This is a genomic window from Bacillus pumilus, assembly GCF_003431975.1.
GTDB lineage: Bacteria > Bacillota > Bacilli > Bacillales > Bacillaceae > Bacillus > Bacillus pumilus_N.
The window spans coordinates 1329512-1344639 of record NZ_CP027116.1 but is presented as its reverse complement, the minus strand read 5'-3'; the positions used below and the strand labels follow the sequence as shown (position 1 = coordinate 1344639).

Below are 15128 nucleotides of genomic sequence, written 5' to 3'. Positions count from 1 at the left end.
GAATTGTAAAGCAATTTTGAAAAAAGATTGACATGTGAAGAGCCGCTCTGATAATATCTTGAATTAAGAAATACAAACAGACACGAAACAATGACATATTGATTTCTCTTATCGAGAGTTGGGCGAGGGATTTGGCCTTTTGACCCCAACAGCAACCGACCGTTAATACCACTGTGAAGTGGGGCGCAGCAAGTAAAGCGCCAAGACAATTTGTCTTATAGGGCACGGTGCTAATTCCATCAGACGTATGTGCTGAGAGATAAGAGAGGCTTTGAGCATACACGCCACCAAGCCTCTTTCTCTCAGGAGAAAGAGGCTTTTTTATATGATATGGAGGGGAAGCAATTGGTTACACTTACGGCATCATATGAAGAACTAACAGAAAGCTCGGCAGTTGCACTCGCAATTAGACTTGGCTTGATCCAAGAAAGCAGCCATTTGACATGTACTGAAATCGGAGATGGGAATTTAAATTACGTCTTTCATATGTTTGATCACAAACGAGAAAAAGGATTGATTATCAAGCAGGCCCTTCCCTACGCCAAGGTAGTTGGGGAGAGCTGGCCGCTTACATTAGACCGGGCGAGAATTGAAAGTGCTGCCCTGATCAAGCAGTCAGAATATGCACCGCACCTCGTACCCGCGGTCTATTATTCAGATACAGCTCTTGCTGTGACGGCAATGGAGGATCTATCACATCTAGAAATCGTCAGAAAAGGGCTAATTGCCGGAAAACAATATCCGCATTTATCTGATCATGTCGGAGAATTTTTAGGAAAAACACTTTTTTACACATCTGACTTTGCCACATACCCTAAAATCAAAAAACAATTTGTGAAGCAATTTACGAATCCGGACCTTTGTGACATTACGGAAAAACTCGTCTTCACAGATCCCTTCTTTGATAGCGAAACAAATGACTTTGAAGAAGAATTAAGAGGTGCTGCCGAAGCCCTTTGGGCAGATCTTGAAGTCCAGGCCAAAGCAGCTGAGCTGAAGCGCATCTTCCTGACATCAGCTGAAACACTCGTTCATGGAGATCTTCATACAGGAAGTATTTTTGCAAGTGAGACCGAAACAAAAATCATTGATCCAGAATTCGCCTTTTACGGTCCCTTTGGATTTGATATTGGCCACTTTATCGCTAACCTGTTCATTAATGCTTTATCACGTGAGAATGAACACGATCAACAGCACCTGTTTGACCATGTCATCAATGTATGGGCAACCTTCAAAGACGTGTTCGCAAAAGCTTGGAAAGAAGACAGTATTGAAGCGTTTAGTGTATCTGACAGCTTTTTAGAAACAACCTTTGACCGTATTTTAAAAGAAGCAGCAGGCTTTGCCGGCTGTGAGCTTGTCCGCCGTACAATTGGTCTTGCTCATGCCGCTGATCTAGATGCGATCTCATCACCATCTAGACGAATTCATCAGAAAAAAGCAGCACTAACGTTCGGAAAAACATTAATCAAACGATATCATGCAGTGGAAACAGCGTCTGACCTCGTCGCATTATTCCAGCAATCTGTAAAGGAGTGACGGGTTTTGTCTAAAGAATTTGAAGTCCCACGTTCTGTCGAATGGGAAGAAAACCATATTAACATTTTGAATCAACAAAAATTGCCGGCCGAAACCGTGTTTGAGCATTTATATACAAAAGAAGATGTGTATGATGCCATTGTTACGTTAAAAGTGCGGGGAGCACCTGCCATTGGCATTACAGCAGCTTTTGGACTGGCGCTCAGTGCTCAAGACATTGAGACAGAAGAGATTGATGTATTTAAACAAGAAGTCATTCGGATAAAAGAATATTTAAATAGTGCCCGTCCAACCGCTGTGAACCTAGCGTGGGCATTAGATCGATTGTTGCAGCGCATTGAGCGTGCAGCTTCGGTGAATGCAGCCAAGACAGACCTTGTCCATGAAGCCATTCAAATACAAATTGAAGATGAAGAAACATGCAGACACATCGGTCAAAATGCACTCCAGCTCTTTAAATCAGGTGATCGTATTATGACCATTTGCAATGCAGGGTCCATCGCTACGAGCCGGTATGGAACAGCCCTTGCTCCTTTTTATTTAGCGAAAAAGAAAAATCTTGATCTTCACATTTATGCCTGTGAAACACGCCCCGTTCTTCAAGGCGCCAGACTGACAACATGGGAGCTCATGCAAGGCGGTGTAGATGTGACGCTCATTACAGATAACATGGCAGCCCATACAATGAAAGAAAAGCAAATTTCAGCTGTCATTGTTGGAGCTGATCGCATCGCCCGTAACGGAGATACAGCGAATAAGATTGGAACGCTGAGCCTTGCGATTTTAGCTAAGCATTTTCATATTCCGTTTTTTGTTGCAGCACCTCTTTCAACCTTTGATATCTCAACTCAAGACGGGGCAGATATTCCGATTGAAGAGCGCGATCCGCAGGAAGTAAAAGAAATAAACGGTGTCCAAATTGCACCACCTGATGTTCAGGTATTCAATCCTGCCTTTGATGTCACTCCTCACCACCTCATATCAGGTATCATTACAGAGAAAGGCATTATCACGTCTAACTATACAGAAGAGATTGATGCTCTGTTCGCTGAAAGCACCTCCGTTTCATCATAAAAAAGCGCCGTGTTCTTATCTTTTAAGAGCACTGCGCTTTTTTGTATCAATCGTTTTTGCTAAGATTTCTTTTTTCTGCTCTTCAGTCAAAACGTGCATTTTGACACATAATGACGTGACGGCATACATTTTATCTTTTTTGCCCCAAAACATTCCCTAGCGCCCTCCTTTTTCCCTCAACCAACTTTTTTAGCTTAATAAAAGGATATGTCGCTTGACAAATATTTGGAACAGGTCAATCGATTTATTTTTGAACAAATGGGATGCCTTCTAATTCTAGCAGGACCGCTTTCATGTCTGTTTTCGTTCCTGCATAGCCCGTCAGAGAGCGGTCTTTTCCAATCACTCTGTGACAAGGGATAAAGATCGGTAATGTATTGCGTCTGTTTGCCTGTCCAATCGCTCTCACAGCCTTTGGGTTACCAATCGCTTCTGCAATGTCTGCATAGCTTTTTGATTCACCATATGGAATAGCTGAAAGTGCTTGCCAGACCTGCTCTTGAAACGGAGAACCGGTTTGCTTGAGCGGGAGATCGAATACTTGACGCTCCCCATTGAAATATTCATCCAGCTGCTTTTTCGCTTCTTGTAAGACAGGCGTCTCTTCTTCTATTAGGTTGGCTTCTTGTTTTTTTGCTAAAAACGGCTCATCATCAAACATCACCTCGATGATAGCAGCGTCTTTTTCTACTAGGTATAATGCCCCGATTGGTGCGTGATAGACGGTATAATACATATTAATGCTCTCCTTCTTGTTTCTGCTGCCAAAGTGGCAGCGTGAGATGGAAGACGGTCCCTACTCCTTCCTCACTCTCTACCTCAATGGTTCCTTGGTGCTCTTCAATAATTTTATAACTAACCATTAAGCCAAGTCCAGTTCCTCTTTCTTTCGTCGTATAAAACGGCTCTCCTAGACGCCTCAGCTTGTCTTCAGACATTCCGCAGCCTTCATCCCGCAGTGAAATCACAATATGCTCTTCACCCTTCCGCTGAATGCTCACATAGACATTCCCTTTTCTCGGCATCACTTCAATTGCATTTTTTAAAATGTTAATAAAGACTTGTTTTAATTGGTTTTGCTCGCAATAAATGAGCGGAATTTCATCGATCACATTGAGGTGCATTTGAACATTGCCAAGATTCGCCTGTGCGTGCAAAAGATCCATCGTGTCTTTCACAATTTGCACCACATTTTTTTCTTCATATACGATGGCTTGCGGCTTCGCTAAAATTAAAAACTCGGTAATGATGGATTCAATTCTTTTTAGCTCTGATGTGATGACATTGAAATAGAGAGAATACTCTCCCTCTATATTCCCTTTTAATAGCTGAATAAAGCCTTTTAATGCTGTCATCGGGTTTCTAATTTCATGCGCTATTCCAGCAGCAAGCTCTCCAACTACATGAAGCGTATCTGATTTTCTCACCCGCTCTTCTAATTCCTTACGCTCTGTCACATCTCTAAACATCGCCAAATTCATATTATGAATGATGTTGCGTTTAAAAGAGAATTCCAATATACGCTGATCTGGATGATTCAGCACAAACGGAACTTTATTGTCCATCTCATCTAGCGACATCGCCTGAGCAGGCTGTGCCAAATGTTCAATTTGATAAGGTGCAAGGATATGAAAAAGATTCATTTCCGTTAAATGATCGTCCTTCAATCCAAGCAGTTCGCTTGCGGATGGATTGACTTCAATAATACGGTATTGATTATCAAACAGAACAATACCGTCCATTGACCCGTTAAATACTTTACGGAATTTGAGCTCACTTTCACGCAGCTCTTCCTCCATTCTTTTCCGGTCACTCACATTACGTAAAATGGTTAAGTGCTGGCCTTCTAATACGGCATGCTTTGATGTGAATTCCAGCTCTTTAAACTGCCCATTGGCCATTCTGAATAAAAGCTCTTCCCTTATTTCATGACTTCTCATATAACGTCTTCTTGTCGCTCGATATCTCTTATCTGATTTCACGAGAAAGTCAGTGAGCTTCTTGCCAATCAGTGAGTGCATGGGAAGTTCAAAAATACGACAGGCTGATTCATTGGCTTTCACAATCTCTCCATCATCTGCCCATATGATGATGGCGTCCATTGCATTTTCGAAAATTTCTCTAAAGCGCTCTTCGCTTTTTAACAGCTTCTCTTCCATTAACCTTTTTTCAGTAATATCCCGCATGATGGACATATAAAAACCGCTCATCACATTTGATGTAATGGTGAGCTCGAATAATTTGTGCTGGCCAGATTGAAGGGTAACAGGAAGCTCTCCCTTGGCTTTCCCTGTTTCTTTAAGTGCCGATAGAAGGTGCTGTAAGGCTGGAAGATTTTCTTCTTCGACAAATTCATTTAAATAACGGTCGGTTAAATCGGTCTTTTCTAGTTCAAAGCTCTGACAAAAGGAGTGATTGGCGTCGATCATACAGCCATCCTGATCAAAAATAACCATCCCGTCAATGGCTCGGTCAAACAAATCTTTAAACAGCTGCTCATTCATGGAGCGTTCCCGTTCTAATATTTTCTTTGAGGAAATATCTCGCATGACCACAATATATTGCTCATTCACAACGTCATGCTCTGCGACAAACTCAATATATTTTGTTTCACCATTTTCAAGCTGAATGGAAATTTCTCTTCTTAACGTTCCTTTTCGAAAAAATAAATCGAGGGAGCATTCAATTTTGTCTTTCGGGATGCCGTATAGGAAATCTAGAACGGATTTATTGAGGAGGTCTTCTTTCGATGTCTGGACAAGCCTGCATGTTGCTTCGTTGGCTTGGATAATATTGAGGTGCTGATCAAATATAAATATGGCATCTAGCGTCTTATTTAACAGCATTTTGTGCTGCATTAACTCTGTTCGTAAATATTCGTTCTCTTTTTCTAATTTTCTGATATCTTCCGCAGGGATTAACCTTTTGCCATCGAGCGTTTCAGTCATTCTCTTACACTCCTTTTCCAGCCTCATTCCTCTACAATATTTCTACAATTTTTTCATTGTTCCTTCATTCGACTCATAAAAAAAGATAAGTTTTTACACGAAGACTGTCTCATTTATTTCATTCGGATGACAGGATCGAAACACGAATCTCTTTTCTTACGCTTCTTTTACAACCGTTCTACAATTTCACATCAAATAGCGAAACGAGCCAAAATGTATTTTAAAATGGGGCAAATAAGGGAACAGTGCACTTAGAGCATTTATGTTTGAAATCAATCAGGAAAGGTGATGTTATGGCATCTTCACGAGATAGTTATTTTGATAATGCGAAATTTCTTCTGATTTTTCTAGTCGTTTTTGGTCATTTGTTACGATCATTCATTCATGATAATGATTGGATGCTTTATTTATACAAGTTTATTTATACTTTTCATATGCCCGCCTTTATTTTGGTTTCCGGCTTCTTTGCAAAAGGATTCAGAAAACCGGGTTTTATGAAAAAAGTTGCTGTTAAGCTGATCATCCCATATTTCATTTTTCAGGTGATCTATTCTGTTTACTATTATCTCTTGCAGGATCAAAGCATCGCCAATCTAAACCCAATTGATCCACAATGGTCTTTATGGTTTTTAATTAGTTTATTCTTTTGGAATTTGCTGCTCATTCCTTTTTCAAAACTGCCGTTTCAATGGGCGATGATCGTCAGTTTATCGATTGCTTTACTTGTCGGTTACATGGACAGCATCAGCAATACACTCAGTTTATCGCGGACGTTTGTCTTTTTGCCCATGTTTTTAGCAGGCTTCTATTTAAAGAAGCAGCACTTTGAATTCATTCGTACAAGCAAAGGAAAGCTGGCAGCGCTCCTTGTTTTAGTGGCTGTATTCCTGTTTTGCTATCTGTATGAATTTGATTATTCCTTCTTATTTGGATCACAGTCATATGCTTCTCTTGGTGATGCAGGACTGATTGCGGCAATGAAACGAATGGCTTGGTATCTACTTGCATTCGGCGCTACATTTAGCTTCTTTGCATTAGTGCCAACAAGACGATTCTTCTTTACAAAGTGGGGCACAAGAACGTTATATGTGTATTTATTACATGGCTTTGTCATTAAGCTGCTTAGAACGACTTGGTTTGATGACTGGGCTTTGAATGCAGCAAGTGTACTCATGTTATTGCTGCTGACCATTCTGTTAACCTTTACCCTGTCTAGTACCTTTGTAAAAACCGTTGCACAGCCAGTGATTGAGCTCAAAATGACCAATCTTCTGCGAACGATCACCGGCAGGCAAAGTAGCTATATCAAATAAAAAACGATCCCGTGAGGATCGTTTTTTCTCTTATTTATTCTGTTGTTCGGTGTGACATTCAACATCTTTCTTAGGTTTCATCAATGTATCGATCCATTTACTGCTGTTGATATCACCAAGTTCACTGCCAAATTCCTCTTCTAAAATGTCTGGGTCCATCGGCTTTTTATGGTCTTTCATGTCCTTGCTCTTCACATGCTTTTTAGTCACGAGATGCCCCCCCTTGTTTCCCTTGATGAGAATTTCGGTTTGCTTGACGATCTCTTGATTGTTCGTCAAATTGTGTTTTCCCTTGATCATGGGCCATGCTTTCTGTCGGTGTCATATTGTTTGTCAAAGCTTCATTTTTCGCTGCTTTTCTTTTCATCTGAAATCAGTCCTTTTTTAATATGTTTAGTTCTTCTCTTAATTGGTCAAGAAGCTCCTTCATTTCCTTGACCGTCACGGGCTTTTCCTCAGGTTTTAACTCATAGCCAATTTGACCATTGGCTTCTAGGGTGGCTCTTTTAAGACAGCTGATGTCCGTAATGCCTTGCTGAGTTAAGCGCATTTTGAATTGATCTCTTGTGAGCCGTGCTTTTTTCAGTCTGTGATCAAGCATTTCTCCATTTTGTAAAATCACCACTGATTTTCCCGAAACCAATTTTTCAAAAAAATCAGATTGAATTGACAGCTTCTCCATTATCACAAGTGCCACAATAAAGGTAACGGCGGCATAAATGGTTTCAAGTAAATTATGCTCAATAAAGGGTTGGATAATAATTGATCCGATTGAAATCATGATCACTGTTTGTTGTACAGTTAATTGACTAATGGATTTAGGCCCTGCTATTCTCAGCAGCAAGGTACCAACTAGCAGCATGACAATCGCTTTCCATAATACTTCCAGCACGTCTCGTTCACCTCTTACCTATAGATTGCGAACATCCTATGTGATTTAGCCAGTTAGATAATGGAAATAAAAAAACAGCATTCGCTTAGAATGCTGTGTCAGCGTGTAGACAAACCCTCGCATTCGGTGACAGTCCTGCGCGCTGGTGCTCACGAATGTCAAATTCGCTCCGCAAAAGTAGCTGTCCTTCCTAGACTTCAAAGGTTTTCTATCACGCTGAAAAGAAGACAAAGGACTAAAATAAAGATCATTTTAGCCCTTTGTCAACAATCTAAAACAGCATTCGCTTAGAATGCTGTTTAGCCGATGATCACACGTTCTTTCGGATAATGATAATTCGCTTCGCTTTCTCTTCGGCCAATTAAATACAAGAAGCTTGGAATGCCAATCCGTCCAATAAACATGACCATCATGATGATACACTTCCCAAAACCAGAGAGATCAGAGGTAATCCCTAGTGACAGGCCTGTCGTTCCGAAGGCAGAACAGACTTCAAACAAATTTTGAAGAAGCGTATTATGCTCAGATAAGGTTAATAGGAATGTCGCACCAAACACCAGTATAAAGGCCATCATCGTCACCATCAGAGATTTGTTAATATCCGCTTGATGCAGCTCTCTTTTGAAGATTTTGATGGACTTATTCCCCCTCGCAAAATGAAACAGGGCAAGTAAATTGAGGGCAAACGTCGTTGTCCGAATTCCGCCCCCAACTGAGCTTGGAGATGCTCCGATAAACATGAGCAGACATAAAAATAACAGCGTCGGTTCCGTCAATTGAGTAATATCTAATGTCGAAAGCCCCCCGCTTCTTGTGGCCGTCGATTGGAACAATGAATAAAATAAAACTTCGTGCCAGCTCTTCCCTAAAAACGTAAACCGCGCTTCGAGGGCATAAATCCCAATAGCGCCGACAATGACTAAGCTGCCGAACGTAATCGTGGTGATTTTTGTGAACAAGGAAAATGACGCGTTCTTTCGGTCTTGATTGAATAAATAATCCTTCACTTCTACGAGTACAGGAAAGCCAATGGCACCAAAAATAATAAGCAGCATGGTGATAAATTGGACAAAATAATCATCTTTATATGGAATCAGTGAGTTCCCCGTAATATCAAATCCTCCGTTGGTCGTCGCACTAATACTGGAGAAGAAGCCATGTAAGAAAGCTGTTTGCACATCATAATATTTAAGAAAATATATGCTTAAAATGAGGCCGCCTACAAACTCAATAAGCAAAATCAAATATAGAATCTGCTTCATTAGCTTCACAATACCTGATAAATTGCTTTGGTTTTGATCAGCCATGATCAGTTTTCTCTCTTTAATACCGATTCTCTTTCTCATGACCAGCCAGACAAAGGTGCCAAGGGTCATAATGCCGATTCCGCCGATTTGCAGAACAAAGGCAAGAATCCACATTCCAGTTACACTAAATGTCTGCGACGTATCGACGACTGTTAGCCCTGTTACACTGACAGCACTCACTGCCGTAAATAATGCATCGATAAATGTCCACTTCACCCCATTTTGATGAGCGACTGGCAAACTGAGAAGTATAAATGAGACGGTAACGGCGATAAAATAATAAAGGGCAATCAGCTGGAAAGCCGATAATCGGTCAATTAGCTTTTTAATTAGGTTCATTGTCATTCCTTCTTTTAACTTTCATTTTTCAATACTTCTCATTTTAATGAAAAGAGACATGATTTTAAAGATATTTTATGCTTTATTTACTTTTTCATCAAAAAAGAAAAGACATCCTGTAACAGAATGTCTTTTCTTCTCTTTTATTTTGCTTCTAATCTTCTAATTCTTTCATTTAAATCAGGGTGTGTTGAGAAAAGAGATGCCTTTCGTTTACCACTGATTTTAAGCGTAGCGACCGCTGTTTGATCATCATCTTTAATTCTTGACGTATACGCCTCTAGTGAACGAAGCGCATGAATCATTTTGTCTTTACCTGCCAGGTCCGCTCCGCCGCGGTCTGCATGGAATTCACGATGTCTAGAATATGCAAACACGACAAGGCTTCCTAAGATAGAGAAAATGATTTGGAAGACAATCACAGCGATAAAGTGAACAATCGGCACAAGCTCTTCACGTGGAACAAAACGACTAGCGATCCATGCCGCAATTCTTGAAAGGAAGACAACGAACGTATTGACGATTCCTTGTAGTAACGTCATTGTGACCATGTCACCGTTCGCAACGTGAGCGACTTCGTGAGCAATTACACCTTCAACAGCTGCATCATCCATTTCATGAAGCAATCCAGTTGATACAGCAACAAGTGATCTTCTCTTTGAAGGACCTGTTGCAAAAGCATTTACTTCAGATGATTGATAAATACCGACCTCAGGCATTTTAGAAAGGCCTGCTGCTCTAGATAATCTGTGCACGCGGTCAACAAGCTGCTGCTCATCATATGATAACGAATCCTTTTCAGGGTTTAACACACGCACACCCATCATCATTTTGGCCATCCAACGAGACATCGCAAGTGACATAAACGAGCCAACAAAACCAACAACTGCACTGAATACTAGCAGTGCAACAAAATTAATTCCACCGTCTGCTCCTATATAAGAACCAACACCAGTTGCTGCACTAATAACCGATAGTACAATACCAATCGTAGTGATAACAAGAATGTTCGTTAATATAAACAGAAAAATTCTTTTACCCATACATAACCTCCGCTGTCATATTAAGTTCAAATGAACTTATTAATAAAATTATAAAAATAAACGCCTCAAATTGCAAGGAAAAAGGGATCGTTTCCTCTGTTTATCATAACGGCTTAACCCCCGTCACTTCAATGTTTAAGACATACACTTCATAAGAAAAGTGAACAAATTGTGACGTATAATCCCTTCTTTTAGTTTATTTTGCATTTTCATCAAAAAGAGCTTATGATGTTGAATTAGATCAATTATGACGTTTTTGACGTATAAACGAGGTGGAACATGGGTGCTTTTAAATTAACGAGAATTGACATGACGAGACTTCTGCATTCTCTAAAAGGAGAGGGAGATCTGACTCCGCTTCAGCTATTGAATTTATCTGTAAAAAAGGACAAACACCACGAACTTGACGAGCTTATCATCCCTTCTTTTTTCGAGAGGCTTGAACGACGGAAACAAAAATCAGAGCATGGTCTCTCTACAAACGAGATTGTAGAATTAGGAAACCTATGCGAGCTGACTTCTCTTAAATCGACTGCGATTCAAAACTGGATCAAACGTGATATTAAAGATATGATTGGTCACCCTGAGCTTGGCAAGAAGTATGCAATTGATCAAGTTGTGATTTTATTAATTGTGAGAGATTTAAAATCAGTTTTTGACTTTGATGCCATCCGTACAATTTTATCTGCCTTATTTAACACGATAACGGACCGAACTGATGATATTATTAGTCCACTGCGCTTTTATGAAGCATATGCGCATGTCCTTGATTTTATTTATCATCATACTCACTTTCCGTTAAAGGAAAAAAACTTACGGGAAATTACAGAGGAGCAGACAGATCAGCTACGTGAAGAGTTTTCAGAATTAACACAGCATCAATGGCATTTGATCAAAGGCATTATTAACTCAACCGTCTTTTCTGTCTTTACTTCGCACTTGCAAAGTACGGCACAAGAAATGATGTTTTATACACTGCAGCATCAGGATTAAAGAAAAACCGAGGTGAGCCATAGACTAACCTAGTCAAATGGGACATAAAAAAACACCCTTCAAGTGATACACTTAAACTAAGTGCTAATTTGGAGGGTATTTTTTATGAAAAAAAACAAATATTCAGCTGAAATAAAATGGGCGGTTGTGAAAGATAAATTAAGCGGACAGTTTACCAATCAACAAATTATGGATAAATATCATATCAAGAATGTATCTCAGATTAAAACATGGATGAAGTGGTATCGAGGAAATCAGTTACATCGGTTCGATCAGCCAATCGGAAAACAATATAGCTTCGGGCATGGACATGACAATGTATCCAAAGAGGAAAAAGTGAATAGGCAGGTTGAACAGCTTAAGATGGAGAATGAAATTCTAAAAAAGTATTTGGAGATCATAGAGGAGTTGAAAAGGGAGTAGCCTTGTATTTGATCGAGAAATTACGGAAGAAATATACAGTGACGTCTCTCTTAAGTATTTTGCAAGTCGCCAGATCGACCTATTATCGTTGGGTATCCGAAGGAATACGTAAAAAATCACAAGTGGATAAGGCTGTTATTTCCTTATGTACCGAAACATCGTTCCGGTACGGCCACCGTAAGATCCGAAAGCTACTTCAGCGTCAATATGGTATCAAACGAAACCGAAATACTGTACAGCGCATCATGCAAAAATACCATCTTCAATGTCGTGTGAAGCGTAAAAGGAAATGGAAATCACAAGGGGAATCTGTCATCATTGCCCCAAATATATTAAATCGGAACTTCACCGCAATACACCCGAATGTAAAATGGGTAACAGATATTACTTATATTCAGTATGGACCGAGAACGCTCTACCTTTCGACCATTATGGATTTATACAACAACGAAGTTGTTGCCTATACTCTAGATGATCACCAACAGACGTCACTCATATTGGACACATTGAGGATAGCTTTAAAGAAAAGGAATTTGCCTAAAGGTGTACTTGTGCATTCAGATCAAGGAAGTGTTTCGTATGCATATCAAAAGGAGCTGGGGGCAAGGAACCTCACAAGTAGTATGTCCAGACGAGGTAACTGTTGGGATAACGCAGTGATTGAATCATTCCATTCTAGCTTAAAATCAGAGGAATTTATGTTTACAAAGTTCAACTCTATATCAGAAAAAGATGTCAGGCAACGAATCGATCGTTACATCAAGTATTATAATGAAGAGCGTATCCAAGAAAAATTAGGCTACCACGCACCAAAAACATTTGGTAGCATGTCAGCCTAATAAGGGTGTTTTATTCGTGTCTCATTCTGCTATGTCAGTCTACCATCACCTCGGTTTTTTGTGCAGCAATTGCCAGCATAATTGCAGGCCGTTATTTTCAAAATAAGAAGGCGTTACAAACATGAGGTGAAAGGAGGAATATAGACATGGCAAATCGAAATCAACTTCTTGTTCCTGGAGTAGAGCAAGCATTAGATCAATTTAAATACGAGATCGCTCAAGAATTTGGCGTCACTCTCGGTTCAGATACAGTCGCACGTGCAAATGGTTCTGTTGGCGGTGAAATCACAAAAAGACTTGTTCAGCAGGCTCAGTCACAAATGGGCAATCAAACTAAATCATGACATGGTGAAATACGCCGGATTTATCTGGCGTTTTTTTATTGTTCATATGTGTGCTCAAACCGGTTGCTGCGATTAGAGGATGCAGTCCCTTTTTCTTTTGGCTTCGCATGCTCTCTTTTCCGTTCACCGGACGGTTGTTTCTGACCCCTGCCGTTTTTTTTTTCGTGCTTTTCAGCATTGCGATTTGATGTATCGTTTGAACCCTTTTTTGGATCTAGGTCAGTGGAGTGATTTTTTTTTTGCTCTTTATCAAAAGAATGATCCTTGTCTTCTTTTATCTTTTTGTCATGATGATCCTCATCAGGTTTTGATTGGTGAGGCTTCTGCACAGCTCCTTGCTCTTCCCTCTCTGCATCCTTCTGCTCTTTGTCTTCACCCTCAGGAGTCTCTTGGTCTGGCTGCATGTCTTCGCTATCGTCTGTTTTGATTTCTTCTTTGTCTTTATCCTTGTCTTGAGCGTCGTCTTTCTTCGGCTCTTCTTCTTTCACAGCATCCTTCTCTGCATCATCATCGCCTTTTTTGACGTCCTCTTGATCCTTATCTTGCATTTCTTGATTTCTGATATATGTGCCTGTTGAAATGCCTGCCTTTTGAGCTTTTTCTCTCGTTTCCAGATCACTTTCCACAGTTTCTAGTTTGTAATCGCGCTTTTGATATTCACCAGAGATGGTGTTAATTTTGCTTTTGACGTTGGTTTTATATGTATGGTCCTGCTTGTTTTCATAAACTGTTGAAATATAAATGCTCTTAGAGTGGTTCACGTACCCTTGCTTGTCGCAATCATCTATGATTTCCTGCACCACTTTGGCCATGTCGTTTTTTTCTAAATCCTTCATACTCGACAGCACTTGTTTCGCATCTTGATTTAGTGGTGTAACACCAATCACTTGGTAATTGTGATCAAGCTTTAGTTCAAAGCTTGGATTAATGTCAATCGTCATATATGCATATGCTTTTTGACTTGAGAAAGATGGCATCATAGTAAAAATCACGACAATTATTGCTGCGATTGATAGGATTCCTGCATTTAACGGACGTAAACGAAGCAGGTCAAAAAAACCGGCTCTTTTTCTTTCGAGACGTGATTCATTCGGGAATGTCACTTCTTGACCGATTTCATAGTCTTGCTGTTCATATTTTGTCCGCAGAAATTGTCCATCAGGGGTCAGCAACGTGACATATTTTTTGTTTTTCTCTACTATAATGCCTCTTCTCATGAATTAAGCACCCCTTTAAGGTAATCTTTCAAATACACATAATCACCTGTCATAATGATCGCCATCGCAATGATATATTTTCTATTTCTCTCAATCGTTTTGCGGCTGACTTCCACTAGCTTTTCCAGCTGTTTGACCGGTAATTGTTTTTTCTGAAATAAAATGGTTCTGAGCTCATCGTGTTCAACAAGTATATGGGCTACTTTAATGGCATTTTGCCTGGCATCTGCATGCTTTGGCGAATGCTCAAGCAGCTCTTGAAACGTGAGACCGTATACTTTCAATCGTTCTTTAAAATGTTCAATTTCTTCTCTTCTATGTTCTTGTTCAATTAAGCGTCTATATTCATTCGCAGACAGCTCTGCTTCAATCATGCTTTGAGAGTACTCGCCATTCTCACTTTCTTGAAGGTCCATTTGAACCGTTGGCGCATTTCTCGCTTCTTTTCGAATATAGTCGATCACTTTTCTTTTAATAATCAATTCCGCAAAAGCCAGGAGTGAGTTTCCTTTTTCAGCAGAATATTTTTCTATCGCTTCATTAAAGGCAATTAAGCCTATGCTGAATTCGTCATCTTTTTCATCTATATATCGTTTACAAACGGATGAAACCGTCTTAGCGACAAATGGTTTGTATTGCTCTATTAATGCATTTTGCAGCTCGACATCACCTTGTTGGATACTGATCGCCGACTGCTCTAATGTTTGCTTTTTCTTTCCTTTTTTAAACAAAAGGCTAAGCAATGGTTTCACCTCAGTTCTCCCTATATTACTCATTTATGATAGCTAATTTATGAGGGAAGCGCAAAGGAAGAAATGAGGAATTCATTTCCTGTTACTCAATTGTGACATGTATGT

Annotated in this window: 16 protein-coding genes and 1 riboswitch; of the genes, 6 read left to right on the top strand and 10 right to left on the bottom strand. The window is 40.0% G+C overall.

Annotation, left to right across the window (positions count from 1 at the left end):
* Positions 1-106: 106 nt before the first annotated feature.
* Positions 107-265, top strand: a riboswitch (SAM riboswitch).
* Between the two features lie 80 nt (positions 266-345).
* A complete protein-coding gene (gene mtnK, locus C5695_RS06825; RefSeq protein ID WP_117733033.1) occupies positions 346-1539 on the top strand; it encodes an S-methyl-5-thioribose kinase in 1194 nt (397 codons plus the stop codon).
* A gap of 6 nt (positions 1540-1545) precedes the next feature.
* Positions 1546-2613, top strand: coding sequence for an S-methyl-5-thioribose-1-phosphate isomerase (gene mtnA, locus C5695_RS06820; protein ID WP_117730083.1), 1068 nt, complete (start codon positions 1546-1548; stop codon positions 2611-2613).
* A gap of 15 nt (positions 2614-2628) precedes the next feature.
* Here the strand turns inward: mtnA and C5695_RS20440 are convergent, their stop codons facing one another.
* The 3 genes from C5695_RS20440 to C5695_RS06810 all read right to left on the bottom strand — a co-directional run bounded on the left by C5695_RS20440 (position 2629) and on the right by C5695_RS06810 (position 5561).
* Positions 2629-2766 carry a hypothetical protein gene (locus C5695_RS20440; RefSeq protein ID WP_187441371.1) on the bottom strand — a complete coding sequence of 46 codons (138 nt, stop codon included), beginning with the start codon at positions 2764-2766 and terminating at the stop codon, positions 2629-2631.
* A gap of 91 nt (positions 2767-2857) precedes the next feature.
* Positions 2858-3349 carry a methylated-DNA--[protein]-cysteine S-methyltransferase gene (locus tag C5695_RS06815; protein ID WP_117730082.1) on the bottom strand — a complete coding sequence of 164 codons (492 nt, stop codon included), beginning with the start codon at positions 3347-3349 and terminating at the stop codon, positions 2858-2860.
* A 1-nt stretch (position 3350) separates the two neighbouring features.
* Positions 3351-5561 carry a PAS domain-containing sensor histidine kinase gene (locus tag C5695_RS06810; protein WP_117730081.1) on the bottom strand — a complete coding sequence of 737 codons (2211 nt, stop codon included), beginning with the start codon at positions 5559-5561 and terminating at the stop codon, positions 3351-3353.
* Between the two features lie 293 nt (positions 5562-5854).
* Here C5695_RS06810 and C5695_RS06805 point away from each other — a divergent pair, with 293 nt between their 5' ends.
* Positions 5855-6874: an acyltransferase family protein gene (locus tag C5695_RS06805; RefSeq protein ID WP_117730080.1), complete on the top strand. Its 1020-nt coding sequence runs from the start codon at positions 5855-5857 to the stop codon at positions 6872-6874.
* A 30-nt stretch (positions 6875-6904) separates the two neighbouring features.
* On the opposite strand, the gene C5695_RS06800 is transcribed toward C5695_RS06805, so the two are convergent.
* The 5 genes from C5695_RS06800 to htpX form a co-directional block, all read right to left on the bottom strand.
* Complete coding sequence (locus C5695_RS06800; protein WP_117730079.1) at positions 6905-7084, bottom strand: hypothetical protein; 180 nt, start codon at positions 7082-7084, stop codon at positions 6905-6907.
* Positions 7077-7241 carry a hypothetical protein gene (locus C5695_RS20435; RefSeq protein ID WP_187441370.1) on the bottom strand — a complete coding sequence of 55 codons (165 nt, stop codon included), beginning with the start codon at positions 7239-7241 and terminating at the stop codon, positions 7077-7079. The genes C5695_RS06800 and C5695_RS20435 overlap by 8 nt, the downstream gene beginning before the upstream one ends.
* A gap of 6 nt (positions 7242-7247) precedes the next feature.
* A complete protein-coding gene (locus C5695_RS06795) occupies positions 7248-7766 on the bottom strand; it encodes a DUF421 domain-containing protein (protein WP_117730078.1) in 519 nt (172 codons plus the stop codon).
* Between the two features lie 299 nt (positions 7767-8065).
* Positions 8066-9412 (bottom strand): TrkH family potassium uptake protein, encoded by a 1347-nt coding sequence (locus C5695_RS06785; RefSeq protein WP_117730077.1) that lies wholly within the window; start codon positions 9410-9412, stop codon positions 8066-8068.
* Positions 9413-9555: 143 nt separating this feature from the next.
* Positions 9556-10455, bottom strand: coding sequence for a protease HtpX (htpX, locus tag C5695_RS06780; RefSeq protein WP_117730076.1), 900 nt, complete (start codon positions 10453-10455; stop codon positions 9556-9558).
* 279 nt (positions 10456-10734) lie between these two features.
* Here htpX and C5695_RS06775 point away from each other — a divergent pair, with 279 nt between their 5' ends.
* The 3 genes from C5695_RS06775 to C5695_RS06765 all read left to right on the top strand — a co-directional run bounded on the left by C5695_RS06775 (position 10735) and on the right by C5695_RS06765 (position 13054).
* Positions 10735-11448, top strand: a complete 714-nt coding sequence (locus C5695_RS06775) for a DUF1836 domain-containing protein (protein WP_117730075.1) — start codon at positions 10735-10737, stop codon at positions 11446-11448.
* 105 nt (positions 11449-11553) lie between these two features.
* Positions 11554-12710 (top strand): IS3 family transposase gene (locus C5695_RS06770; protein ID WP_117730074.1). Its coding sequence is split into 2 segments (ribosomal slippage): positions 11554-11830 and positions 11830-12710, totalling 1158 coding nucleotides; the frame shifts between segments, so codons are not numbered across the junction.
* 146 nt (positions 12711-12856) lie between these two features.
* Positions 12857-13054: an alpha/beta-type small acid-soluble spore protein gene (locus C5695_RS06765; RefSeq protein WP_117730073.1), complete on the top strand. Its 198-nt coding sequence runs from the start codon at positions 12857-12859 to the stop codon at positions 13052-13054.
* A gap of 35 nt (positions 13055-13089) precedes the next feature.
* Here C5695_RS06765 and C5695_RS06760 read toward each other — a convergent pair whose 3' ends face one another.
* Together C5695_RS06760 and sigI are read right to left on the bottom strand one after the other, a co-directional pair.
* Entirely contained in the window at positions 13090-14271 is a 1182-nt protein-coding gene (locus tag C5695_RS06760) for an anti-sigma-I factor RsgI family protein (RefSeq protein ID WP_117730072.1), read from the bottom strand.
* The gene (sigI, locus tag C5695_RS06755; protein WP_117730071.1) at positions 14268-15023 is read right to left on the bottom strand and encodes an RNA polymerase sigma factor SigI; all 756 of its coding nucleotides are present in this window, start codon (positions 15021-15023) and stop codon (positions 14268-14270) included. Before sigI ends, C5695_RS06760 begins: the two co-directional genes overlap by 4 nt.
* Between the last annotated feature and the right edge of the window lie 105 nt (positions 15024-15128).

Coding starts and splice junctions, on each gene's coding strand:
- C5695_RS06760 (WP_117730072.1), bottom strand. CDS start 14,271: ATGAGAAGAGGCATTATAGTAGAGAAAAACAAAAAATATGTCACGTTG.
- C5695_RS20435 (WP_187441370.1), bottom strand. CDS start 7,241: ATGAAAAGAAAAGCAGCGAAAAATGAAGCTTTGACAAACAATATGACA.
- C5695_RS06785 (WP_117730077.1), bottom strand. CDS start 9,412: ATGAACCTAATTAAAAAGCTAATTGACCGATTATCGGCTTTCCAGCTG.
- C5695_RS06810 (WP_117730081.1), bottom strand. CDS start 5,561: ATGACTGAAACGCTCGATGGCAAAAGGTTAATCCCTGCGGAAGATATC.
- C5695_RS06775 (WP_117730075.1), top strand. CDS start 10,735: ATGGGTGCTTTTAAATTAACGAGAATTGACATGACGAGACTTCTGCAT.
- C5695_RS06765 (WP_117730073.1), top strand. CDS start 12,857: ATGGCAAATCGAAATCAACTTCTTGTTCCTGGAGTAGAGCAAGCATTA.
- C5695_RS20440 (WP_187441371.1), bottom strand. CDS start 2,766: ATGTTTTGGGGCAAAAAAGATAAAATGTATGCCGTCACGTCATTATGT.
- htpX (WP_117730076.1), bottom strand. CDS start 10,455: ATGGGTAAAAGAATTTTTCTGTTTATATTAACGAACATTCTTGTTATC.
- C5695_RS06805 (WP_117730080.1), top strand. CDS start 5,855: ATGGCATCTTCACGAGATAGTTATTTTGATAATGCGAAATTTCTTCTG.
- C5695_RS06815 (WP_117730082.1), bottom strand. CDS start 3,349: ATGTATTATACCGTCTATCACGCACCAATCGGGGCATTATACCTAGTA.